Annotated in this window: 19 protein-coding genes; 6 read left to right on the forward strand and 13 right to left on the reverse strand. The window is 53.9% G+C overall.

Annotated features, from left to right (window positions below; genetic code table 11):
• Nucleotides 1-3: 3 nt before the first annotated feature.
• Nucleotides 4-1,044 carry a Leu/Phe/Val dehydrogenase gene (locus tag QKW35_RS02005; protein ID WP_282350446.1) on the reverse strand — a complete coding sequence of 347 codons (1,041 nt, stop codon included), beginning with the start codon at nt 1,042-1,044 and terminating at the stop codon, nt 4-6.
• A gap of 314 nt (nt 1,045-1,358) precedes the next feature.
• On the opposite strand from QKW35_RS02005, the gene QKW35_RS02010 reads away from it, so the two are divergent.
• Entirely contained in the window at nt 1,359-2,567 is a 1,209-nt protein-coding gene (locus QKW35_RS02010; protein ID WP_282350447.1) for a L,D-transpeptidase family protein, read from the forward strand.
• A gap of 21 nt (nt 2,568-2,588) precedes the next feature.
• Here the strand turns inward: QKW35_RS02010 and QKW35_RS02015 are convergent, their stop codons facing one another.
• Nucleotides 2,589-3,749, reverse strand: coding sequence for a response regulator (locus tag QKW35_RS02015; RefSeq protein ID WP_282350448.1), 1,161 nt, complete (start codon nt 3,747-3,749; stop codon nt 2,589-2,591).
• Between the two features lie 351 nt (nt 3,750-4,100).
• Between QKW35_RS02015 and QKW35_RS02020 the strand changes: the two genes are divergently transcribed.
• Together QKW35_RS02020 and QKW35_RS02025 are read left to right on the forward strand one after the other, a co-directional pair.
• Nucleotides 4,101-7,979: a hybrid sensor histidine kinase/response regulator gene (locus tag QKW35_RS02020; protein ID WP_282350449.1), complete on the forward strand. Its 3,879-nt coding sequence runs from the start codon at nt 4,101-4,103 to the stop codon at nt 7,977-7,979.
• Nucleotides 7,969-9,642, forward strand: coding sequence for an EAL domain-containing protein (locus QKW35_RS02025; protein ID WP_282350450.1), 1,674 nt, complete (start codon nt 7,969-7,971; stop codon nt 9,640-9,642). Before QKW35_RS02020 ends, QKW35_RS02025 begins: the two co-directional genes overlap by 11 nt.
• 24 nt (nt 9,643-9,666) lie before the next feature.
• On the opposite strand, the gene QKW35_RS02030 is transcribed toward QKW35_RS02025, so the two are convergent.
• From QKW35_RS02030 to aroQ, 9 genes are all read right to left on the reverse strand, one after another.
• Nucleotides 9,667-11,121 (reverse strand): tetratricopeptide repeat protein, encoded by a 1,455-nt coding sequence (locus QKW35_RS02030; protein WP_282350451.1) that lies wholly within the window; start codon nt 11,119-11,121, stop codon nt 9,667-9,669.
• 171 nt (nt 11,122-11,292) lie between these two features.
• The gene (gene purD / locus QKW35_RS02035) at nt 11,293-12,582 is read right to left on the reverse strand and encodes a phosphoribosylamine--glycine ligase (RefSeq protein WP_282350452.1); all 1,290 of its coding nucleotides are present in this window, start codon (nt 12,580-12,582) and stop codon (nt 11,293-11,295) included.
• 64 nt (nt 12,583-12,646) lie between these two features.
• Entirely contained in the window at nt 12,647-14,227 is a 1,581-nt protein-coding gene (gene purH / locus QKW35_RS02040; RefSeq protein WP_282350453.1) for a bifunctional phosphoribosylaminoimidazolecarboxamide formyltransferase/IMP cyclohydrolase, read from the reverse strand.
• A gap of 61 nt (nt 14,228-14,288) precedes the next feature.
• Nucleotides 14,289-14,573, reverse strand: coding sequence for a DNA-binding transcriptional regulator Fis (gene fis / locus QKW35_RS02045; protein ID WP_370279845.1), 285 nt, complete (start codon nt 14,571-14,573; stop codon nt 14,289-14,291).
• Nucleotides 14,574-14,593: 20 nt separating this feature from the next.
• Complete coding sequence (gene dusB, locus QKW35_RS02050; RefSeq protein ID WP_282350454.1) at nt 14,594-15,577, reverse strand: tRNA dihydrouridine synthase DusB; 984 nt, start codon at nt 15,575-15,577, stop codon at nt 14,594-14,596.
• A gap of 246 nt (nt 15,578-15,823) precedes the next feature.
• A complete protein-coding gene (gene prmA / locus QKW35_RS02055; RefSeq protein ID WP_282350455.1) occupies nt 15,824-16,717 on the reverse strand; it encodes a 50S ribosomal protein L11 methyltransferase in 894 nt (297 codons plus the stop codon).
• A 131-nt stretch (nt 16,718-16,848) separates the two neighbouring features.
• The gene (accC, locus tag QKW35_RS02060) at nt 16,849-18,192 is read right to left on the reverse strand and encodes an acetyl-CoA carboxylase biotin carboxylase subunit (protein ID WP_282350456.1); all 1,344 of its coding nucleotides are present in this window, start codon (nt 18,190-18,192) and stop codon (nt 16,849-16,851) included.
• A gap of 33 nt (nt 18,193-18,225) precedes the next feature.
• The gene (gene accB, locus QKW35_RS02065; RefSeq protein WP_282350457.1) at nt 18,226-18,684 is read right to left on the reverse strand and encodes an acetyl-CoA carboxylase biotin carboxyl carrier protein; all 459 of its coding nucleotides are present in this window, start codon (nt 18,682-18,684) and stop codon (nt 18,226-18,228) included.
• A gap of 43 nt (nt 18,685-18,727) precedes the next feature.
• Nucleotides 18,728-19,165: a type II 3-dehydroquinate dehydratase gene (gene aroQ / locus QKW35_RS02070; RefSeq protein ID WP_282350459.1), complete on the reverse strand. Its 438-nt coding sequence runs from the start codon at nt 19,163-19,165 to the stop codon at nt 18,728-18,730.
• 342 nt (nt 19,166-19,507) lie between these two features.
• On the opposite strand from aroQ, the gene QKW35_RS02075 reads away from it, so the two are divergent.
• Nucleotides 19,508-20,281, forward strand: a complete 774-nt coding sequence (locus QKW35_RS02075; RefSeq protein ID WP_282350752.1) for a ParA family protein — start codon at nt 19,508-19,510, stop codon at nt 20,279-20,281.
• Between the two features lie 57 nt (nt 20,282-20,338).
• On the opposite strand, the gene QKW35_RS02080 is transcribed toward QKW35_RS02075, so the two are convergent.
• Nucleotides 20,339-20,482: a hypothetical protein gene (locus tag QKW35_RS02080; protein WP_282350460.1), complete on the reverse strand. Its 144-nt coding sequence runs from the start codon at nt 20,480-20,482 to the stop codon at nt 20,339-20,341.
• 158 nt (nt 20,483-20,640) lie between these two features.
• Nucleotides 20,641-21,201 (reverse strand): hypoxanthine-guanine phosphoribosyltransferase, encoded by a 561-nt coding sequence (locus QKW35_RS02085; RefSeq protein WP_282350461.1) that lies wholly within the window; start codon nt 21,199-21,201, stop codon nt 20,641-20,643.
• Between the two features lie 171 nt (nt 21,202-21,372).
• On the opposite strand from QKW35_RS02085, the gene upp reads away from it, so the two are divergent.
• Together upp and QKW35_RS02095 are read left to right on the forward strand one after the other, a co-directional pair.
• The gene (upp, locus tag QKW35_RS02090) at nt 21,373-21,999 is read left to right on the forward strand and encodes a uracil phosphoribosyltransferase (RefSeq protein ID WP_282350462.1); all 627 of its coding nucleotides are present in this window, start codon (nt 21,373-21,375) and stop codon (nt 21,997-21,999) included.
• Between the two features lie 19 nt (nt 22,000-22,018).
• Nucleotides 22,019-23,311 (forward strand): uracil-xanthine permease family protein, encoded by a 1,293-nt coding sequence (locus tag QKW35_RS02095; RefSeq protein WP_282350463.1) that lies wholly within the window; start codon nt 22,019-22,021, stop codon nt 23,309-23,311.
• Nucleotides 23,312-23,372: the final 61 nt, after the last annotated feature.

The raw sequence follows: 23,372 nt of genomic DNA on the forward strand, positions 1-23,372 counted from the left end.
GGTTTACGCAGCAGAATGCAGTGCCGCCCGGGCGATGATTGTTTCGGCCCGTTCGTTGGCGATACGGTGGGTGCAGCGATCTTCCTGATCGGCCTGCTGATACAGCTGGCCTAGCGAGGTGCCTATCTGGCGTACTTTGCTGTTGATCGCAGCATCACTTTGTCCGGCGTGTTGCATGGCGACGAAGATCAGGCCTCCGGCGTTGATCAGGTAGTCGGGGGCGTACAGAATGCCTCGGCGGCGCAGCAGCTCACCGTGTTCTTCCCGTTCCAGTTGATTGTTGGCCGAGCCTGCCACGATGCGGCAGTGCAGCTGTTGCAGGCTGTGGTCGTTGATGATGGCGCCAAGACCACAAGGGCAGAACACATCGGCTTCGACCCCATAGATTCGATCAGGAGCGATCGCTTTGGCCCCCAGTTCATTGACTGCTTTAAGGACTTTGGCGTTGTCGATATCGGAGACAGTCAGGTGCGCACCGCTTTTATAGAGCAGTTCGGCGACGGCATAACCGACGTGGCCCAGACCCTGTAAAGACACATGGATACCATGCAGGTCATCGCTGCCGTGGATGTGTTTGACTGAGGCTTTGATCCCTTCGAACACACCCAGCGCAGTGTAGGGTGATGGATCGCCGGTCTGGCTGGTACAAGTGACCCATTTGGTGGTCTGACTGATAGAGTCCATATCACTGGTTTGTGTACCGCTGTCCATGGCTGTGATGTATTTGCCAGCCAAGTCCTGCACAAAGCGTCCGAAGGACTTCATCAGGGCATGCCGATCAAAGTTATGATCGGGTTTGATGACCACCGCTTTGGCGCCGCCATGAGGGAGTCCGGCCAGGGCGGCTTTGTAGCTCATGCCACGGGCGAGTCGGGTTGCATCCGTGATGGCGTCAGCTTCACTTTGGTAGGTGATAAAACGACAGCCACCGATTGCGGGTCCACGTGCCGTGGAGTGAATCGCGATGATTGCTCTTAAACCGCTCTCAGGGTCGCAGGCTAGATGAAGCCTTTCCAGGCCCGCGTTTTCCATCTGTTCAAACATGACGGGATCCTCCGTACTCGTTATCTGGAAAACCGTATTGTGCGTTTTGGAGTCACCCCATACGTGCTGATCGCCATGATTTTTATAGGGATTTCCCGAACGCCACTTTGCGTATCCTCCTTTTTTGGATAGCACAGCTTTTCGCAAAGTTCAGATAAATTTTGCGAATTTTTCTAACAAGTTACGGCCACAGACGCGGTACCGATCACCGCTGACGGTAATGCGGCAGGCGGGTTAAATTTTGATCTGGGGTGTTTGCGCAGATGCGGTTATAATCACGCCCTCAAGACCACCACACTGAGTTTGAGTCACATATGTACAAGCTGGTACCAGGGATACTGTTAGCCGCCGCAATTGCAGCTCCGCCGCTGCATGCGGAGACGCCTGCCAGTTCTCCGGCACAGGTACAACCGGATAACGAAGAGCTGCTGCTGAGCAGCTTGCGGCACCTGCGTGAAAATCGGGTGGATTCTGCCCTGCAGGATCTGCGCACGCTAACCAGTCAGCAGCCCGATTTTCGCCTTGCACAGCTGATCTATGCAGATTTGATGGCGGCACGTGGTGCGCCTCTGACTGATGTGGGGCGTAACCGGGCAATCGATGACAAGCAACTGTACGGTCTGATTTCCGAAGCGAAAGCACGTTTGCTGATCGAAAAGGAGAAACCAGCACCGGACATGGTGCCTGCGTCGATGATTCAGCTAGCGCCGTCGCAGAAGTACGCGATTGTGATGGATACCCGTCTGCGTCGTCTGTTTGTGTTCGAAAACGTGATGGGCGTCCCTAAGCTGATCAAGGATTATTACGCGTCTTACGGTCGTGGTGGTGTCGGTAAAGAGCGGCAGGGGGATCTGAAAACCCCGCTGGGTGTCTACTTTGTAACCGGACGTTTCTTAGATAGGCAACTGCCGGACCGTTACGGTACGGGAGCTCTGCCTCTGAATTATCCGAATCGGTGGGATGAGCGTCTGGGCCGCACCGGCAACGGTATCTGGGTACATGGCTCACCGTTCGAGACATACAGCCGCCCGCCGGAGGCGAGTGAAGGTTGTATCTCGCTGAGTAACGTGGACTTCACGGAGCTTGATGGCCTGGTGGATATCCGTAATACACCGGTGCTGGTGGGGTTTAACGTGCGTTGGATGAAACGCAGCGACTGGCTGGCGCAGCAGTCTTCCTACCGCGAGCTGGTGGAACGTTGGCGAGTGGATTGGGAGAGTCTGGATAGTGAGCGTTACTTGTCCCATTACTCTGCCGACTACAAGAACGGCAGTTGGGATTACAAGCGTTTTTCCTCCCACAAGCGACGTGTGAATGCCGGCAAGAAATACATCAACGTCGATGTGGACCAGCTCAGTCTGTTCACCTATCCGGATCAGCCGGATCTGATGGTCGCAACCTTCCGTCAGTCGTATAAAAGCAGCAACTACAAAGGCGATTCCATGAAACGCCAGTACTGGGTGCTAGGAGACGATGGCTGGAAGATCGCGTATGAAGGGGAGCCGGGTAAAGGTAAACCTTAAGCATTGCAGACAGGTAATGAATTAAGTGCCATAACCCAGCCGGAGGCTGTTTTTGTCAGTCGCTTTGCGGCTTAGATGCTTCTCGATTTTCTGTACAAAGATCTCTTTACTTGCCGGCTTGATGATGAAGTCGCTGGCCCCGGCGTTCATGCACGCCTTGAACACCTCTTTATTCCGGTGGCCCGTCAGCATGATAACCGGGATATCGCAGAGTTGCTGATAACGATCCATGTACTCTAACACCTTGGTGCCGGAGTAATCTGGCATTTCATAGTCCAGCAACAGGATGTCCGGTTTTTGTTTCATCATCGCTGGCAGGGCGTCTTTTGCGCTGGTGTGTATGAACGGCTGATATCCGGAATCCATCAGTATTTTCTTAACGACCGACGCATACATCGAGTCGTCATCGATAACCATCACCCGTTTTTTGAGGTAGATCCCGCCTCTAGCCGGTATCGACAGCTGTTCGCTGAGTTTGTCGTAGCTTTCTTGCAGTGTTTCGGACCAGCTGCGTATGTTTTGCTCCGCACGGCTCTTGAGCGTGTCGGCGCCCTGTTCCAGTTGTTGGGGAAGCCCGGGGGTTGCGGTATTAAGCTGTTTCAAGGCGTCATCGGGCAATGCCCTCAGCTCGGTGAGGGTTTGATTGATCAGTTGCTGAAAATCCTGAAGTGTCTGTGTCTGGCATGCCATGCCATTACTAAGGCCACTTACAATCAACTGGTCGAGTTGTTCCTTGGTTTCGATAATGGTCTCGGAGAATTGAAGAGACTGGCTTTGCTGGTTGGACTGAACCAAGCCTTCCAGCGCCTGATGGATGGTCAGATTGAAACGAAACTTGTCGTGCAAGGGGTCTACAACAATGTAGGTGTCGATCAGGTGATTCATGCAATAACCAAGCGCCTGACCTGTTTCCTCTGCACCGCAGAGTGCAACGCTGTAGTGCTTCACATTACGCAGGTTTTGCACGCTGGAATGCAGTTGAACATAGTGTTCTATCCCTTTTTCAACCCGCTGGAAACGAATAAACAGTATCTTTGGCTCCGGCCGGGCACACGCTTGTGCCATCGCTTCCTCGGTGCCTGTGTCTATGATCTGTAAACCATAGTCGCTGAGGAGTGCTTCGGTTTCTTTAAACAGCTCAGCGCTCTCGCTGAGTACCAGGGCTAAGGGTTGGCTGTCCATATGCGCGGCCTGTCTGGAAATTCCGTTTGATAGCACTCCATAGCGGAGTGTATCCACTGTTTCGCTTCAACCTGAAATATTAGTTGAATTGTTGGTAATGTGAACGCTGTAAATCGATTATGGCAGGGTATTGTTAAATCACTAGCTGGCAGAATAGCCGATTGCAGGGGCTGAAAAAAAGTTGTTATAACGGCAATTCAGCTATTCAGTAAAAGCATATACACTTTATCTCAGTGTGTATTTGGGTTGTGCTTGTTTAAACAGTGCAGCCATGAGCCTTTCGGCTATATAGGTCAAGGCGATTAATCACATCTGTTTACAGATGCATCAGGGACAAAGGATTGGTAGGCGATGGTTGATATTCTGCAGTCATACAAGCACAAATATACAGAGCAGGGATTGATATGGTCGGTCGTCGCCACAGTTTTCTTGGTTGTGCTTGGCGCTCAGTATAGCTACAACCTGTTGGGTAAAGAATATGACCAACGGCTGTCTGGTGAGTTCAGGCGTGTGCTTTTGGGTACGCAGCAGGCACTTCATGTCTGGGCTGACGAGCACCTGAAACGGGCAGAAGTGATCGCTTCGAATGATGTGGTGATAAAGTCAGCTTTGGCGTTGAATACACTGGATCATACCGATGCGCCTGGGTTGATCGAATCAGCCTCCATGCACGCATTACGTGAGTTCTTTCTCCCGCGTCTGAGCAACAGTTCCTACCAGGGTTTTTTTGTCATCAACGATAAAAATGTTAGCTTGGCATCCTCGCGAGACGCCAATGTTGGGACAGAGAATCTACTTGCCCAGCAGCCGGATATGTTGGCGCGTGCCTGGGCTGGTGAAACAGTCATCAGTCGTGTACAGCGCAGTGATGTGCCTCTGGCCCGGGTTACACACGATCCCAAACTCAACAGCATCTCTATGTTTGTTATCTCCCCGCTGAGAGATCGGCTGGGGCGTACTTTTTCCCTCCTGGCATTGCGCCTTAATCCCCACGACTCGTTTTTTCCGATTCTGGAGCGGCAGCAGCTGGGAAGTAGTGCGGAAACCTACGCATTTGATCGTACAGGCGTGATGCTTTCGGATAGTCGCTTCCATAGCTCACTGTATGAACAAGGCCTACTGTCCGTTCCGGAGCGTTCAGCCGGGCGTTTAGTATTGCATGACCCCCGCACCCCTGAGTCACTCACGTTGGCGGTTCAGCGCGCTGTGTTGGGGGAAACTGGTGAAAGTTTCAGCGGTTATAACGATTACGTGGGTAATGAGGTTGTCGGAGCCTGGTTGTGGGATGAGCAGTTTGGGATTGGATTGACTACAGAGCAGTGGCGGAGTGAGTCCCACAGTCTGTTATATAAACTGCGTGTAGCACTTGTGGTCATCGCTGTTCTCGTGGTTGGGATGCTAGCGCTGGTTGCTGTTGCAGCGCAGTTCAGCAGGCGACGAGTGAAAGAAACACGCGATATTCTGCAATCTGTTGTGTCCACTGCGTCGGACGGCATTGTGTTGATTGACCAGCGTGGGGTGATCATGAGCGTGAACTCGGCGGTCACCGAGACCTTCGGATACAGCCGGGAAGAGTTAATCGGACAAAATGTACGTATGCTCATGCCGACAGGGCATCGGGAGCGCCATGACGGCTATATTTCCAGTTATTTGGAAACAGGTGAGAAGCAGATTATCGGTAAGGGACGGGAAACTGAAGGCCAGGCTAAGGACGGGCGCATTATCCCGGTATTGCTGACGGTAAACGCTTTCGATCTGGGGGGCGAGGTCTACTTTTCCGGTTTCCTGAAGGATATTACAGATCTGAAACGGACAGAGATGGCGTTGAAGGAGACATCTGCCGAGCTCGGACTTATGGCGCTGGTGGCAGAGAAAACCGACAACGCGGTGATTGTTGCCGATCTGCAAGGACGGATCGTATGGTGTAACCCCGGTTTTACCTCCATTACCGGTTATGAACTTGATGAAGTCCGTGGACAGCGGCCAGGAGATTTCCTGCAGGGCGAAGGTACGGATAAACACGCGGTACATAAAATCTCCGAAGCATTGCGCAATGGCGAACGTATCGAGACGGAGTTACTGAACTACTCCAAGAGCGGCGAGCCGTATTGGGTGAATCTGGAGATCACGCCGGTATTCGATGAACATGGTGAGATACAGCGCTTTATTGCCCTCGAAAGCAATATAACTGTGCAGAAAGAGATCAACTTCGCTCTGAAAAAGGCGAAAGATGAGGCGGACCAGGCCAACCGTGCCAAGTCGACGTTCTTGGCAACAATGAGCCATGAGATCAGAACGCCACTCAACGGTATAGTGGCGACCATGGACCTGTTGAATCACGATGGTTCCCTGCAGGATGAGCAGCGCAAGCTCGTGCAAACTGCGTGTGATTCTTCGGTCACGCTGATGCACATCATCGATGACATTCTGGACTTCTCGAAGATCGAGGCCGGACGTGTAGAAATCGACAATCAGCCCTTTAATATCGAGCATATGCTGGAGCAGGTGGGAGACTCCCTGGCGTCCTTTGCTGACCAGAAAGGGGTTGAGTTGCTGATATTTTGTGAACCATCCCTGGGGCAGGTAGCCGGAGATATCGTGCAGCTTAAGCAGGTGTTGTTTAACTTAGTTGGCAATGCAATAAAATTCTCTCAGGACAACGATGACCGGCAGGGGCGGGTGCTTGTCACTATCATGCCGGCTACAAACGGCAGTGCGGATATTGTTATCAAGGTGATCGACAACGGTATTGGTATGAGTAAACAGACTCAGGCCAAACTGTTTGCCCCCTTTGTTCAAGGGGAAAGCAATACGACCCGCCGTTTCGGAGGCACCGGACTGGGGTTGGTGATTACCCAGCGTTTGCTAAATCTGATGGGTGGGCGCATCACGCTGGAAAGTGAAGAGGGCGTCGGCAGCACGTTTACAGTGACACTGCCACTGGAGCGTATTGTCGCCAAGGAAGAGGGCGTACTGTCGGATCTTTCAGAAGCACAGATTATATTGCTGCAGAACGACCGCGAGTTGGCCTCTATCGTTACCGGATACCTTCACTCGGTGGGTGCGCGTTGTCACCCGTATACCCCGGAAGCCTTGGAGCAGTTGGAGAGATGCTGTCGTGAAGGCAAGTTGCAGGGTGAGGTGATTGTACTGATTGACGCCTGTGCCGACGAGCGACTGCGTTCACAGTTGGTAGAGCGCGTACGTACTCATTGTCCTGATACCCAGTTACGTTTCCTCCTGCTGGAGCGAGGGCATCAGCGTTATGTGCAGCGCAGGTCGGACAATACGCTGGCGCTGGATATCAATAATATGAAACGCAGCGCCCTGATCAATGCGGTAGCGGCCCTCGCCGGGCTGGAGTCGCCACTGATTGATCAGACCCAGGCGCCCGAGTCGCTGGCGCTGTCCGAGTTGTTGTCTGAGACGGGCAGGGTGCCGGGCGCCGTGCTGTTGGCCGACGACAACGAGGTAAATCAGCTGGTGATCTCGCAACAGCTCAAAGCACTCGGTTATCGTGTGGATATGGCAGATGACGGTAAACAGGCATTGGATATGTGGCTGATCCAGCAGCATGACCTGGTTTTGACCGACTGCCATATGCCGGTGCTGGATGGTTACCAGTTGGCCAGAGAGATCCGCGCTGTGGAAAGGCCGGGAGCGCACACACCGATTATTGCCATTACCGCCGATGCCTTGAAAGGTACACGTGAAAAATGCCTGAACGCAGGTATGGATGATTACCTGACCAAGCCGGTAGAGCTTATGGCACTGAAGACGTGCATGGATCGTTGGTACCCGGTTCAGGCTAGCGATTCGGAGCCAGGTGGGGCGGTGAGGGTGGAATCGGTAAGATTGGAAGAGATCGATCCGGATGCGTTAACGCGTGTGCTTGGCACCGATGATCCGGATGTACTGAGCGGGTTCTACGAAGAATTTGTCACCAAAAGCCGTCCCGTGCTGCAGAGCTTGAAAGCGGCTTTCGAGCGCGGTGATCTGCAAGATGTTGCCGCCGAGGCCCATAAGTTGAAATCGTCAGCCAAGACTGTTGGCGCTATGGCAATGTCGGAATGTTGTGTGCGACTAGAACAGGCGGGCAAGGTGCAGAACCAAGAGGGGGTGGATAGCGCCATTCCTGAGCTTGAGCATCGGTTTAATCAATTTCACGAATGGGCTGCAACGTTTGCAGAGGAACGGATTCAGGAACAGGGAGTTTTCGATGAAACCTGAGCATATACTCGTGGTGGATGACGAAGAGTTTGCGTTAAAGACTGTGTCATTTATCTTGCGTTCGATGGGCTTTGAGCACATAGAAACGGTTGATAATGCGATGGATGCGTTGTCTGTTATTGCCGCCCGTGGAGACAGCATCGACCTGGTCCTCACTGACCTGAATATGCCCGGTATGAATGGTATCGACCTTATCCGGGCATTCGAGGAGCAAGGTTTTCAAGGGCGCTTGGTACTGCTCAGTGGTGAAGACCAGCAAACGCTGGAAATGTCGGAACGCTTGGCACGTGGGCGTAACCTGACCGTGCTTGGTGCGTTGAAGAAACCTCTGCAGCGAGATCAGTTGACGGCGATGTTACATGCGGATGTGAATCAGGGAGAAACGCCGTCAAACAGTCCGTCACCCGCCCAAACCCTGTCTCAACATCGCCTTCGAGATGCTATCGCAACACATAAAATCGTGCCGTGGTACCAGCCGAAGGTTAGGGTATCTGATCGCAAGATCGTGGGTGTTGAAGTGTTGGCTCGCTGGCCGCAGTCGTCTAACGGGGCCGTTTACCCGGATATGTTTATTCCTGCGGCTGAAGAGTACGGTTTGATCGATGAGCTGACTTTTAGTTTGCTGGAGCAGGTGATCCGGGACAAGCAGCTATGGGAGGCGCAGGACCAGCGCTTTAAAGTTGCACTCAACGTATCGATGATGAGCCTGCAGAGCTTACAGTTTTCCGACCGGTTGGAAGCGATGATCGAGCGTCATCACGAACGTTACGAGGACTTTATGCTGGAGGTTACGGAGAGCCAGCTAATGCAGGATCTGGTGACTCCGCTGGATGTCCTTGTTCGTTTGCGGATGAAAAGGCTCTCTTTGTCGATTGATGACTTTGGGACCGGGCATTCAAACCTGGCGCAGCTGCGGGATCTGCCATTTGATGAATTAAAGCTGGATAAAAGTTTTGTCCAGTCTGCGCGGGTGGATAAGCGCGCCAAAGTGATTCTGGAATCCAGCTTATCGATAGCGAAGAATCTGTCCATGACGACCGTGGCGGAAGGTGTTGAGTCGGCTGAAGAGTGGGCATTGGTCGAACAGATGGGGTGCGAGCAGGTGCAAGGCTATTTTATTGCGCGGCCAATGCCCTTTAAGGAGCTGATCTCTTGGTGCCAACGCTGGCAAAGCGATCATAAAACGGCAGATAGCAGCGAGACTGCAGTTGACACCAGGCGTGTGCCGGAAGTGCAGTCCATATCGGACTTCGACCGGATCACGCGGCTTGTTGCGCACATGTTCGGCGCTCCTTTGTGCTGCATCGTGTTAACGGATGAACAACCCGATTGGTTGTTGTCGAGCTACGGGGAAGAGCTGTTACACGACGATGTTGAAATCAGCTTCTGTTGGCGTGTCGCCCGAGCCGGGCAGCCTGTGGTGGTAAAAGGTCTCGAATCAGGAGAGTATCATGCGGTGCTCGAGAAAGATGGTTTTGCGGCCGGTGTACCCCTGTGGCAGGGAGAAGGTGAGGTGCACGGGGCCTTATGTATTTTTGATCGTGAGGTTCGTGACTTGTCAGATGAACAGCTGAGCTTATTGCAGGACTTTGCCGTATTGGCGGAGCAAGCCTTTCTGCTCTATCACTCGTCAGGTGTAATGTCAGGGCCTATGCAGCGTTGATACCTGCTTGGCCTCTATCTGACCTTAAAGTGTTTTTTCCTGAACGATCTTCCAGCCGGAGGAGCGACGCATCAGGTTGATTCTCTTGCGCGCGACATCGCGGTAGCGGTCTGATTGGTAACTCTGACGGAAGGTCGCTTCGGCGCGGTTATCCGACAGCATAGTGATGTCGATTTCACTCAGCTCAACCTTGATAAAGCTTGGTCGGGTCAGACGTGATCGGCGCTGTTCCGCCCACTGCTTATGGCTGGTGGCGTCGTTTGGCTTGTAGCCGGCCACGTAGGCGCGAAGGTAGCCATCGACATCCTGTGCAGACCAGGCTTCAGCCCAGCCTTTGAGGTGTTCGCTGACCAGCTCTTCCGGAGTTGATGGCGTCTCTGCAATCGTCTCCTCCTGGATCTCGGCAAGTGCCTCGTCGGATTCCAGACTCGCCAACAGCTGTGCTGCGCGCTCCGTCTCGCGGGTGATCGCCAATTCTTCGGGCGATGCACTCAGTACAGTACTGTTGACCCTGTCGTTGTCTTCGGCGGAGATTTCCGGGCTGCTTTGTACGGCGGTAATCGCTTCGGAATCAGCTTCGTTCAGCACTACGTTGGTGTAGAGAGGGGACGTTTCCGATACTGTTTCGCTGCTGCCAACGGTTTCTGGGGCGCTGCCTGATGCATCGTTGGATGCGCTAACCCCTGCTTCACTTGAGGCCTCGATGTCGGCTGTAGCGCGCGCAGCGGTTTCTATTTCAGGCTCTACCGTCTCATTTTTGACAACATTTTCAACCGCGACCGGTGTTGGTGTCGTGGCAACAACCGCAGGTGTTGTCTCACCGGTTTCGCTATGCGCTGGTGTTGCGAGGCTGATCAGGGACGTACTCGCGTTGATCGCCGTCTGTTTGCCGAAGCGATCCAGGGCCGCGAGCTGTGGGCCAGATTCGGTACCGGGCAGCCCCAGCGCCTTATTATAAGCCTCGGCCGCCAGTGCCGCGTACATATCCCCTAGGTTCTGGTAAACCTGGTCGTAACTCGGGTGGGTCTTGAACGCTTTCTGCAGGGTCTGAATGGCGCGGCTGCTGTCGCCGGCTTCGGCGTAGAGCACCGCCAGGTTGTTGAGTGGTTCGGGGCGGTCAGGATACTGTTCGTGCAGGGTGTTAAAGCGGCGCTCGGCTTCCGCTGTATTTCCCGTTTTGGCTAGCAGGGTTGCCTGCAGAAGCTGGGCATCCATATTGTTAGCATCGCTTGCCAGCGCTTGGTTGACGGTATTCAGGGCGTCTCGGTACAGGCCGTCCTGTGCAAGGCGGTAAGCCTGTTGCATATTTTGGTCTGTACCCGAAGCATTATCCGTGCTCTGACTGATCGGCGCCGATTGCTTATCAGAGCTATCCAGCACGCTGTATGCAATTACACCGGTGGCAATTGCCGCTACAATCGCAATTGGAAGCCATCTTTTCTTTCCGGGTGCCTGGTCTAGCCGCTGTAATGAAGCCATCGTTGTTCAGTACGTCATTCAGAGAAAATATCGAAGCCGACATTATAAACATCTCGGCCGTCAAAGGCAGGGGGATTACCTGTAGTGCTGTTTATTTTTCCGTAACCTTCCAGTAACACCTACAAAAAAGCCTCCCGAAGGAGGCTTTCTGGTTACACGGTAAATGGGCGATTATTCGCCCTGCTCACGTGCAATGGCGCGGTAAGCGATGTCGGTACGGAAGTACGCATCTTTCCAGCTCACCTGGTCCAGTAGTTCGTAGGCGCGTTTCTGCGCTTCGGTTACGCTGTCGCCCAGTGCGGTCACACAGAGTACTCGACCACCGGCGGTAACAACGTTACCTTCGTCATCCAGCTTGGTACCTGCGTGGAAGATCTTGGTGCCTTCCGGGCATTCCGCCGGGAAGCTGATCACGTCGCCTTTACCGTAGCTGCCCGGGTAGCCACCCGCCGCCATAACAACACCCACGGACTTGCGGCTATCCCACTCAGCTGTGGTTTCAGCCAGCTTCTTGTCCAGTGCAGCGTTGCACATATCAACCAGGCTGGACTTCAGGCGCAGCATGATCGGCTGGGTTTCAGGGTCACCGAAGCGGCAGTTGTACTCGATCACTTTTGGTGTGCCGTCGGCAGTAATCATCAGACCGGCGTAAAGGAAGCCAACGTATTCGTTGCCTTCCGCTTTCATGCCGTTTACGGTCGGCATGATCACTTCGTCCATGATGCGCTGGTCGATCTCTGGCGTTACCACTGGGGCCGGGGAGTACGCGCCCATACCGCCGGTGTTCAGGCCGGTGTCACCGTTGCCGACACGTTTGTGGTCCTGGCTGGTTGCCATCGGCAGTACGTTGTCGCCGTCCACAATCACGATGTAGGACGCTTCTTCACCTTCCAGGAACTCTTCGATCACAACGCGGCTACCAGCTTCACCAAAGGCGTTGCCAGCCAGCATATCTTTGATCGCGTCCTCTGCTTCTTCCAGGGTCATCGCCACGATAACACCTTTACCGGCTGCCAGACCGTCCGCCTTAACCACGATCGGTGCACCTTTTTCGCGTACGTAAGCCAGCGCAGGTTCGATCTCGGTGAAGTTCGCGTATTCAGCGGTAGGGATGTTCTGGCGATCCAGGAAGTCCTTGGTGAACGCTTTGGAGCCTTCCAGCTGTGCAGCGCCTTCGGTTGGGCCGAAGATGCGCAGGCCTTCTGCCTGGAAGTGGTTGACTACACCGGCAACCAGTGGCGCCTCAGGGCCGACGATGGTCAGGTCGATCGCGTTGTCTTTGGCGAAGGTGCGCAGGCCGTCCAGGTCCATCACGTCGATAGCGACGTTCTGCATCTTCTCTTCCTGGGCGGTTGCTGCGTTGCCTGGAGCAACGAAGACGTCGGTTACTTTGCTGTCGCGTGCTGCCGCCCATGCCAGGGCGTGTTCACGACCGCCGGAGCCGATAACCAGTACTTTCATATCTATATCCTCAAACACAGAGCAGCCCGGACATGCCGGGCTGCTGGGTTGTTCTTGTAACCGCTTAGTGGCGGAAGTGACGCATGCCGGTGAAGACCATCGCCATGCCGTGCTCGTCGGCTGCTGCGATGGTTTCCTCATCGCGCATGGAGCCACCTGGCTGGATGATCGCTTCGATGCCTGCTTCTGCGGCTGCATCGATGCCGTCACGGAATGGGAAGAATGCGTCAGACGCCATGACGGAGCCTTTCACTTCCAGACCTTCGTCCGCAGCCTTGATACCCGCGATTTTCGCGGAGTATACACGGCTCATCTGGCCGGCACCGATACCGATGGTCTGGCCGTTTTTCGCGTATACGATGGCGTTGGACTTAACGAACTTGGCCACTTCCCAGCAGAACAGCAGATCGCGGATCTCCTGTTCGGTTGGCTGGCGCTGAGAAACAACTTTCAGCGCAGATGCGTCGACCATACCCAGGTCACGGTCCTGAACCAGCAGACCGCCGTTTACGCGCTTGTAGTCGAAACCGTGCGCACGGTCAGCGCTCCACTCGCCGCACTCCAGCAGACGAACGTTTGGCTTGGATGCGACCAGGTCAGATGCTTCCTGAGATACGGACGGTGCAATGATCACTTCTACGAACTGACGTTCGATGATTGCCTGTGCAGTTTTTGCGTCCAGCGCGCGGTTGAAGGCGATGATGCCGCCAAACGCGGAAGTCGGATCGGTCTGGAACGCACGGTTGTACGCTTCCAGGATATCTGCGCCGATGGCTACGCCACATGGGTTAGCGTGCTTTACGATCACACATGCCGGCTCTTTGAATGGCTTAACGCATTCCAGGGCTGCATCGGTGTCTGCAACGTTGTTGAAGGACAGTTCTTTACCCTGCAGCTGACGTGCGGTAGATACAGAGGCTTCAGCCGGGTTGGACTCCACGTAGAACGCCGCGCGCTGGTGTGGGTTCTCGCCGTAGCGCATGTCCTGTGCTTTAACGAACTGGGTGTTGAAGGTACGTGGGAAGTCCGCTGGCTCTTCCTCTTCACCTTCTACGATTGCGCCCAGGTAGTTCGCGATCATACCGTCGTATGCAGCGGTGTGCTCGAACGCTTTAACAGCCAGGTCGAAACGGGTTGTGTAACCCAGACCGCCGTCTGCTTCCAGTTCAGCTGCAACAGCGTCGTAGTCAGATGCATTTACAACGATCGCTACATCTTTGTGGTTTTTCGCTGCGGAACGCACCATGGTAGGACCACCGATGTCGATGTTTTCGATCGCCAGAGGCAGATCGCAATCAGGACGGTTGATGGTCTGTTCGAATGGGTAGAGGTTAACTACGACCATATCGATCGGAGTGATGCCGTGCTCGGACATAACTGCATCGTCGGTACCGCGACGGCCCAGAATGCCACCGTGTACTTTCGGGTGCAGGGTCTTTACACGACCATCCATCATCTCCGGGAAACCGGTGTAGTCAGATACTTCGACTGCAGGGATGTTGTTTTCTTTCAGCAGCTTGTAGGTGCCGCCGGTAGAAAGAATCTCAACACCGCGTGCGTTCAGTGACTGAGCGAATTCTACGATGCCGGTTTTGTCTGACACGCTGATCAGCGCGCGGCGTACAGGAGTGGTGTTCTCTGCCATGGTGATTGGAGTTCCCATTAACTAACAAAAAGCACTAATAAGAAGTACTAGTAAAAAGCGATTACAGCAGACCGTATTGTTTCAGCTTCTTGCGCAGGGTACCGCGGTTCAGGCCCAGAACCTGAGAAGCTTTGGTCTGGTTGTCCTTGGTGTATGCCATTACAGATTCGAACAGTGGTGCTTCGATCTCAGACAATACCATCTGGTATACGTCGGTAACCGGCTGTCCGTCGAGCTGACGGAAGTAGTTGTTCAGCGCCAGGTGCACACTGTCGCGCAGGGTAGTGCCGGTTTCTGCAGTTGCGTTCTGAGTAAGGGTCGGCTGATTAATTTCTTTATATTCCACGGTAATACGTATCCAGTTTGTCAGGCAGCCAGAGGGTCGGCAGCACGCTCAAAGTAAAGCTCAAGCGCTTGCGTCTGCTCTTCTGCTGTTTCCAATACATTGAATTCCTTGCGGAAGGTCTTGCCTTCCGGCTGAGCTTGCAGGTACCACCCTACGTGCTTTCGAGCGATCCGAACGCCTAAGTAGTCGCCGTAAAAGGTTCGTAGCTCCTGCAAATGTCCCAGCAGAACAGTTCTGATCTCATCCAGTGAGGGTTCTTCCATTAACTCACCTGTTGCCAGGTAATGGTTGATCTCCCTGAATAGCCAAGGGCGTCCCTGTGCTCCCCGGCCAATCATGACGGCATCGGCACCGGTGTGCGCGATAACCTGTTTGGCCTTGTGTGGTGAATCGATATCGCCGTTGGCGAAAACCGGGATGGATACCGATTGCTTAACCTCTGCAATGGTGTCGTATTCGGCTTCGCCCTTGTATCCACAGGCGCGGGTTCTGCCGTGCAGTGCCAACGCTGCAATACCGGCGTCTTCCGCCATACGCGCGATGTTCAGCGCGTTGCGGTTATCCATATCCCAGCCGGTACGGAATTTAAGCGTGACAGGTACATCAACAGCCGCAACAACGGTCTGCAAAATGTCAGCAACCAGTGCTTCGTCCCGCAGTAACGCGGACCCCGCAGCTTTGTTGCACACTTTTTTTGCAGGACACCCCATGTTGATATCGATTATTTGAGCACCCCGTTCTGCGTTCATCCGCGCGGCATCCGCCATCATCTGGGCATCACCGCCCGCGATCTGTACAGATCGTGGCTCGGCTTCACCTTCGTGATTCAGGCGGTAGGTAGACTTGCGGGATTTCCACAGACGGGTATCGGAGGTCACCATCTCGGACACAACCAGGCCCGCACCAAACTGCCGACAAAGCTGCCGGAACGGTCGGTCCGTGACGCCTGCCATTGGGGCCAGAATAGTCTGACTGTCAATGGAATATGGTCCGATTCGGAACATGGTTAACCTTAATTTTGGGTAAAAAAATACCGTGAGGCTGCACAGAGCCCCAAAGCGATTTAATACAAGGAAGGCGGACAATGATAACGCTTCAGCGGCAGAGCTCCAAGCCGTTTTTGATGCTTTTTTGTACGATTTTGGCTTGACTGTTTTGGTCTTTTCAGCTCTCGCAGGGCGCATCAGCGCTGGGATGAGGGACGACATTAGGGTCGTCCCTTAAATTTGGCGGGGCGGTATGGAGTCTGCTTAGCGTTTGGTGCCGGTAATGCGGATCCAGCCTTCGCGTTCTACCGGTGCATCCAGGTCAAACCATGGAGAATAGGCTTCGTTAATGGCGTCCGCCTGTTCAGCCAGCAAACCGGATAAGGCCAGTTTGCCACCGGACTTTACGTGCTTGGCGATGGTTGGTGCCAGCTCCACCAATGGACCTGCCAGGATATTGGCAACAATCAGGTCGCCCTCTACGTCCGGGGTGTTCTCCGGTAGGTAAACGTTGAGGCGGTCTTCACTTAGCTTGTTGCGTGCCAGGTTGTCTTTGCTGGCCTGTAGTGCCTGCAGGTCGATATCCACGGCAGTGACGTGGTCAGCGCCCAACAGCAAGGCGGCGATGCCCAGGATGCCGGAGCCGCAGCCGTAATCGACAACCTTGAAGCCGTCCAGGTGCTGCGCATCCAGCCACTCCAGACAGAGGGCGGTGGTTGGGTGGGTGCCGGTGCCAAACGCCAGACCCGGGTCCAGCATCATGTTTACGGCGTCCGGTTCCGGGGCTTCCTTCCAGCTTGGGCAGACCCACAGGCGTTTGCCGAACTGCATCGGGTGGTAGTTGTCCATCCACTCCCGTTCCCAGTCTTTGTCTTCCAGGATCTCCTTTTTGATTGGTGGCAGTGGTTGGCCTGGAAAGAGTTGATCGTGCGCCTGCTGGATAAAGCGGTTGGTGGCGTCCAGATCGTGGTCGGCGGAAAACAGGCCGGTAATCACCGTGCTGTCCCAGAGTGGGGTAGTGCCCTGGTCCGGTTCAAAGATTGGTTGGTCTTTGTTGTCCTGAAAGGTTACGGATGCACATCCGGCAGCCAGCAGCAGGTCTTCATACTGTTCGGCGTGGTCCGGTGTCGTGGTGATTTTAATCTGTAGCCAAGGCATGGTGTTTTCCAATTCACGAGAGAACACCCAGTATATCGCCTTCCAGCGCTGTACGGGAGGTTGAGGCTTTATTGTGCGCACAAAAAAGCCCGTGAAAACACGGGCTTTTGGGATTTTTAAAACCGGTCTTTTTACAGACCCAGTTTTTTCTCCAGGTAGTGAATGTTTACGCCACCTTTCTGGAAGTGGGTGTCACGCACGATATCCTGATGCAGAGGGATGTTGGTGCGAATACCGTCGATCAGCGTTTCGTCCAGCGCGTTGCGCATGCGGATCAGGGCAGTTTCGCGGTCCTCAGCAAAGCTGATCAGCTTGGCAATCAGAGAATCGTAGTGAGGCGGTACGGTGTAGCCACTGTAAAGGTGGGAGTCTACACGCATACCCAGACCACCAGGGGCATGGAAGTGCTTCACGGTACCCGGGCTTGGCAGGAATGACTTAGGATCTTCGGCGTTGATTCGGCACTCAAACGCGTGGCCCTGCACAACAACATCGTCCTGTTTAATGGACAGTGGCAGACCAGATGCGATGCGCAGCTGTTCTTTCACGATGTCGATACCGGTGATCATCTCGGTAACCGGGTGCTCTACCTGAACACGGGTGTTCATCTCGATGAAGTAGAAACCACCATCTTCGTACAGGAACTCAAAGGTACCCGCACCGCGGTAACCGATCTCGATGCATGCTTCCACACAGGACTGCAGTACTTTTGCGCGGGCTTCCGGGTCCAGATGCGGTGCGGGTGCTTCCTCAACCACTTTCTGGTGACGGCGCTGCATGGAGCAGTCACGGTCGTACAGGTGGATTGCATTGCCCTGACCATCGGCCAGAACCTGCACTTCCACGTGGCGAGGGTTTTCCAGGAATTTCTCCATGTACACCGTGTCGTCGCCGAATGCTGCAGCAGCCTCGGAGCGGGTCACATGTACGGAGTTCAGCAGGGATGCTTCGGAGTGGACCACGCGCATACCACGACCACCGCCGCCGGCAGCCGCTTTGATGATTACCGGGTAACCGATGCGCAGTGCGATTTTCTTCATCGCTTCGCCGTCGTCTACCGGCAGTGGGCCGTCAGAACCCGGTACGGTTGGTACGCCTGCTTTTTTCATCGCTTCGATCGCAGAAACTTTGTCGCCCATCAGGCGGATGGTTTCAGCTTTCGGGCCGATGAACTGGAAGCCGGAACGCTCTACCTGTTCGGCAAAGTCCGCGTTTTCAGCCAAGAAACCGTAGCCTGGGTGGATGCCCATGGCGTCGGTTACTTCTGCTGCAGCGATGATGGCAGGGATGTTCAGGTAACTCTGTGGAGATGGCGCCGGACCGATGCAGACAGCTTCATCTGCAAGGCGTACATGCATCAGGTCGCGGTCAGCCTTGGAGTGGATCGCTACGGTCTTGATGCCCAGCTCTTTGCAGGCACGCAGGATGCGCAGTGCGATCTCGCCTCGGTTGGCAATGACAACTTTTTCCAGCATCTGGATGTCCTTGAATCAGGTCTGTGGGAACGCTTAAACGATAGTAACCAGTGGCTGGTCAAACTCGACCGGCTGACCGTCTTCTACCAGGATCGCTTCCACAACGCCGGCTTTGTCTGCTTCGATCTGGTTCATCATCTTCATCGCTTCAACGATGCAGATTACGTCGCCCACTTTTACAGTCTGGCCTACTTCAACGAAAGCAGGGGAGCTAGGAGATGGGGAACGGTAGAAAGTACCTACCATCGGAGACGTTACAACATGACCGGAATGAGCCGCTGGTGCTTCTGCTTCAGCAGCAGGCGCAGCTGCCGGAGCGGCTGCAGGGACAGGCGCTGCCATAGGCGCAGGTGCTGCGTAAGCTACCGCTGGTGCAGCTACGCTGCTGCCACGGCTGATGCGTACAGACTCTTCGCCTTCTTTGATTTCGATTTCGTTGATATTGGATTCTTCAAGCAGTTCGATAAGCTTCTTAACTTTACGAATATCCATTCTGAATTTTGTCTCTTTAGCTGTTTACTGTTGCTGTTCGGTATCACGCAATCTGCGTCATCGCAGATTGCAGCGCAAATTGGTATCCCTGCGCGCCCAGGCCACAGATCACGCCTACTGCTTTATCGGAGAAATAGGAGTGGTGGCGGAACGCCTCGCGAGCATGCACGTTAGATAGGTGGACCTCGATAAACGGTATAGCAACACCCAGTAGGGCGTCGCGCAGGGCTACGCTGGTGTGAGTGAACGCCGCCGGATTGATAATAATGAAGGCAACACCTTCATCACGGGCCCGGTGAATACGTTCAATCAGCTCAAATTCGGCGTTGCTCTGAAAACTGTCGAGGTCGTGACCGGCGGTACCGGCCTGCTGGCTAAGTTCCTGATTGATATCGGCAAGCGTTGTCGAACCGTACACCTCGGGTTCCCGGGTGCCGAGAAGGTTCAAATTCGGGCCGTGCAATACAAGAATTTTCGCCATCGATGCAGCCTTATGCAAACGTGCTGAATAGCACCGCAGAGAGAGATTTAGCGCTATAGTGTGCACAACTCCGAACTCGATGTCTACAACATGGCAAGTTTTAGTTGTTTTCTATCAAATTACCCGAATTTACCCACGATTTCCCTGCGGAGTTTGACTAAAGTCCTGGTTGTTTTTGCAGCAATTTTTATTCCAGGCTGAAAAGCGATTATTTCCCGTTAGTTTGACGTAAATTCCCCACATAACGATTGACGATCGCTTCAATATTTCGGATATTGCAGTGCGGAATCGCTGTTTTTGGCGGGCTCGGAAAACTGGGGATGGAGAGGAGCAATTACGATGATCAGACGCGTTGTATTTAACCAGAAAGGTGGGGTGGGTAAATCCAGTATCGCCGTTAACCTGGCCTCAATCAGCGCCGCCCGTGGATTGCGGACATTGGTTATCGATCTGGACCCGCAGTGCAACTCCAGCCATTACCTGATGGGTGACGATTATATGGAGCTGGACCCAACGGTGCGTAGCTTCTTTGAGCAGACCCTGAGCTTCCAGGTAAATCCGGCTGCGCCATCAAGCTTTATCCACGAAACCCAGTACGAAAACCTGCACATGTTACCGTCGGCGTACAATCTGGGAGACTTGCAATCCAAGCTGGAGTCCAAGCACAAGATCTACAAGTTACGCGATGCGCTGAATAAGCTGGAGAGCGAATACGATGCGGTTTATATCGATACGCCACCTGCATTCAACTTCTTCACTCTGTCTGCATTGGTAGCGGCACAGCGCTGTCTGATCCCGTTCGACTGTGATGAGTTTGCCCGTCAGGCACTCTATAGCCTGCTGGCAAACGTGCAGGAAACCCAGATGGACCATAATGAAGATCTGCAGATCGAAGGGATTGTGGTCAACCAGTTCCAGCCGCGCGCCACATTGCCACAGGCGATCGTTGATGAGCTGCTGGCGGATGACCTGCCGGTGCTGGGTACCAAAATCTCCTCATCGGTGAAGATGAAGGAATCTCACAATGAGGGCATTCCGCTGATTCACCTGGCGCCCAAGCACAAGATGACGCAGGAATACGTCGCGCTTTTCGAAGAGTTGCACGGAAACGGCTAACCAGAACTGGGTGAATAGGTCCAGAAGGGCCCGTTCGTGGTGGCTTATTCCCGATGCTTATTCCCGGTAAATGGGTTGATCGTCGCCAGTTAGGCTATCGGAAACAGGCTGGCGGCGCATCTCGACCGCTTTTGCTCGAAGGCTGAGGAGCCAGAAAAAGAGCAGTGTGGTGGAGACCACCAGAATGACGACTTCCGTCATGATTTAACCATTGGTTGTTTATAACGGTTTCGATTCTATCCAATTTATCCCCGCTGGCAACAGAGAAAAATTCAATCGCCGATTATCCCTTTGTCTTAGGAAGGTGGTGATTGGGAAGAATAGGGCAACAATCAGGTCTAAACAGGTTTTTCCGGTGCTTATTTGCCTTTAATTGCAAAAATTCCGGGGGCGTTACGCCAGTATCCCTGATAGTCCATGCCGTAGCCGAACAGGTAGCGATCCTCTACATCCAGACCAACGTAATCCGCTGTCATATTCGGGCGTGCTTTACGACCGTGCAGTTTGTTGACCAGTACGGCGACGCGTACTTCAATGGCACCGTTTTGCTGACAGTAGTCGCAGATTTCAGCCAAGGTATGACCTTCATCGAGAATATCATCGACGATCAGCACGCTACGACCCTGAAAATCAATGGAAGGTCCAACCTTCCACTCCAAGTCGTTGCCTGAAGTGGTGTTGCGATAGCGGGTGGCATGCAGGTATCCCGCTTCTAATGGAAAGACCAGCTTGGTGAGGAGTTTGCCGCCGGTGACCAAGCCGCCGTTCATCACTGTAAAAACCACCGGATTCTTGTCCATCAGATCGTTGGTGATTTCGACCGCCATTCGCTGCAGGGCTTGCTCAACCTCTGCCTCGCTGTACAGCAGATCAGCCTGCATATATGCCTGCGTAATCTGTTCCAGATCAGGCCTGCTCATGTTCCTGACATTTCTCCATGTTTAGGGACTAAACGAAAGTTGTATGACGCGGTAATATACGCGGCTGAAATGGCGTCGTTTAAATGACATATTTGAACGATTTCGCTAATATTAGCAAGTTTTTCCAATCCTTTCCTTTTGTTTCCAAAAAGCTTCACTTGAGGTCCAAAAATGAGTGTAAAAGAGATCAATCACCCGCTGGTTAAGCACAAGATCGGCTTAATGCGGGCACGGGATATGAGTACCCGTAGCTTCCGTCAGCTGGCTGCTGAGGTAGGCTGTCTGTTGACCTACGAAGCGACTAAGGATCTTGAGCTGGAGACTTACACCCTGGACGGCTGGTGTGGCGATGTGGAAGCGCAACGGATCAAAGGGAAGAAGATTACCGTCGTACCAATCCTGCGCGCCGGTCTCGGTATGCTGGACGGTGTGCTGGAGCTGGTGCCAAGTGCCAAAATCAGTGTCGTGGGCCTGTATCGTGATGAAGAAACCCTTGAGCCGGTTGCTTACTTCGAGAAGTTGGCAGGCGATATCGACAACCGTATCTCCCTGGTGATCGATCCGATGCTGGCGACCGGTGGTTCCATGATTGCGACCATCGATATGCTGAAGAAAGCTGGTTGTACCAGTATCCGTGCTCTGGTGCTTGTGGCCGCGCCGGAAGGTATTGAAAAATTGCAGGCAGCGCACCCGGACGTGGACCTGTACGTGGCGTCTGTGGACAGCCACCTGAACGAAAAGGGATACATTATCCCGGGTCTTGGCGACGCGGGTGACAAAATCTTTGGTACTCAGTAAGTAACAGGAGCTGACCTGAATGAGTGATTCTTCCTTCACAAACCTGCGCACTATCCTTGCGGGTTCGCAGATGCTGTTTGTCGCTTTCGGCGCCCTGGTGCTGATGCCGCTGCTGACAGGTCTGAACCCAAGTGTTGCGCTGTTTACCGCGGGTATTGGTACCCTGTTGTTCCACGCAGTGACCAAAAACTCCGTGCCGGTCTTTCTGGCGTCTTCGTTCGTGTTTATTGCACCGATCACCTACAGCACACAGACCTGGGGCGTTTCCGCTACCATGGGTGCGCTGTTTGCGGCGGGTCTTGTGTACATGGTGCTGGCGCTGCTGGTTAAGATCAAAGGCTCCGGTTTCATGCACCGCATCATGCCTCCGGTGGTAACCGGTCCTGTGATCATGGTGATTGGTCTGGGCCTTGCCCCAATCGCCGTGAATATGGCGATGGGTAAAACCGGTGACGGCGCTATCGAGCTGTTCCCATACCAGGACGCAATGATCGTTTCCATGATAGCACTGCTTACCACGCTGCTGGTTGCGACCCTGGCGAAAGGTGTCTTCCGTTTGGTGCCAATCCTGGCGGGTGTGCTGGTAGGTTACGTCGCGGCAAGCGCCATGGGTATGGTTGATCTGACCAAGGTCGCTGAAGCACCTGTATTTGCGATGCCTGAATTCGTAACCCCGGAGTTCAACCTGGCGGCGATTCTATTCATGCTGCCGGTTGCGATTGCACCGGCAATCGAACACGTGGGTGACGTACTGGCCATCGGTAACGTAACCGGTAAAAACTACCTGAAAAAACCAGGCCTGCACCGCACCCTGCTAGGTGACGGCATCGCGACCTCTGCTGCTTCCCTGTTCGGCGGTCCGCCTAACACAACCTACTCCGAAGTAACCGGTGCAGTGATGCTGACCAAGGCGTTTAATCCGAAGATCATGATCTGGGCGTCAATTTTCGCGATCCTGCTGGCGTTTGTGTCCAAGTTTGGTGTGCTGCTACAGACCATTCCTGCACCGGTGATGGGCGGTATCCTGATCCTGCTGTTTGGTTCCATCGCAAGTGTGGGTCTGAACACGCTGGTGAAGGCGCGCGTTGATATGAGCGAGCAGCGCAATCTGGTGATCGTTTCGACTACCCTGGTATTTGGTATCGGTGGTATGGCAATCGGCAACGGTGACCTGAATCTGCAGGGTGTAAGCCTGTGTGGTCTGGTTGCCATCGCGCTGAACCTGATTCTGCCTATGCATGAAACCGTAGCGGATGATCTGCACGAAGAGCAGGCCGTGGTAGAGGATATGGTAAGTCACGGTAAGTCGTGATTTTCGCCTAATCCCGTATTCGAAAAAGCCCGCCTCATGGTGGGTTTTTTTGTGGGCGAAA

This window comes from Pontibacterium granulatum (assembly GCF_029961155.1).
Taxonomy (GTDB): Bacteria; Pseudomonadota; Gammaproteobacteria; order Pseudomonadales; family Balneatricaceae; genus Pontibacterium; species Pontibacterium granulatum.

Coding starts and splice junctions, on each gene's coding strand:
- QKW35_RS02020 (WP_282350449.1), top strand. CDS start 4,101: ATGGTTGATATTCTGCAGTCATACAAGCACAAATATACAGAGCAGGGA.
- QKW35_RS02080 (WP_282350460.1), bottom strand. CDS start 20,482: ATGACGGAAGTCGTCATTCTGGTGGTCTCCACCACACTGCTCTTTTTC.
- QKW35_RS02015 (WP_282350448.1), bottom strand. CDS start 3,749: ATGGACAGCCAACCCTTAGCCCTGGTACTCAGCGAGAGCGCTGAGCTG.
- purD (WP_282350452.1), bottom strand. CDS start 12,582: ATGAAAGTACTGGTTATCGGCTCCGGCGGTCGTGAACACGCCCTGGCA.
- QKW35_RS02025 (WP_282350450.1), top strand. CDS start 7,969: ATGAAACCTGAGCATATACTCGTGGTGGATGACGAAGAGTTTGCGTTA.
- purH (WP_282350453.1), bottom strand. CDS start 14,227: ATGGCAGAGAACACCACTCCTGTACGCCGCGCGCTGATCAGCGTGTCA.
- QKW35_RS02085 (WP_282350461.1), bottom strand. CDS start 21,201: ATGAGCAGGCCTGATCTGGAACAGATTACGCAGGCATATATGCAGGCT.
- accC (WP_282350456.1), bottom strand. CDS start 18,192: ATGCTGGAAAAAGTTGTCATTGCCAACCGAGGCGAGATCGCACTGCGC.
- QKW35_RS02010 (WP_282350447.1), top strand. CDS start 1,359: ATGTACAAGCTGGTACCAGGGATACTGTTAGCCGCCGCAATTGCAGCT.
- QKW35_RS02005 (WP_282350446.1), bottom strand. CDS start 1,044: ATGTTTGAACAGATGGAAAACGCGGGCCTGGAAAGGCTTCATCTAGCC.
- aroQ (WP_282350459.1), bottom strand. CDS start 19,165: ATGGCGAAAATTCTTGTATTGCACGGCCCGAATTTGAACCTTCTCGGC.
- dusB (WP_282350454.1), bottom strand. CDS start 15,577: ATGTTCCGAATCGGACCATATTCCATTGACAGTCAGACTATTCTGGCC.
- QKW35_RS02030 (WP_282350451.1), bottom strand. CDS start 11,121: ATGGCTTCATTACAGCGGCTAGACCAGGCACCCGGAAAGAAAAGATGG.
- QKW35_RS02095 (WP_282350463.1), top strand. CDS start 22,019: ATGAGTGATTCTTCCTTCACAAACCTGCGCACTATCCTTGCGGGTTCG.
- upp (WP_282350462.1), top strand. CDS start 21,373: ATGAGTGTAAAAGAGATCAATCACCCGCTGGTTAAGCACAAGATCGGC.
- accB (WP_282350457.1), bottom strand. CDS start 18,684: ATGGATATTCGTAAAGTTAAGAAGCTTATCGAACTGCTTGAAGAATCC.
- prmA (WP_282350455.1), bottom strand. CDS start 16,717: ATGCCTTGGCTACAGATTAAAATCACCACGACACCGGACCACGCCGAA.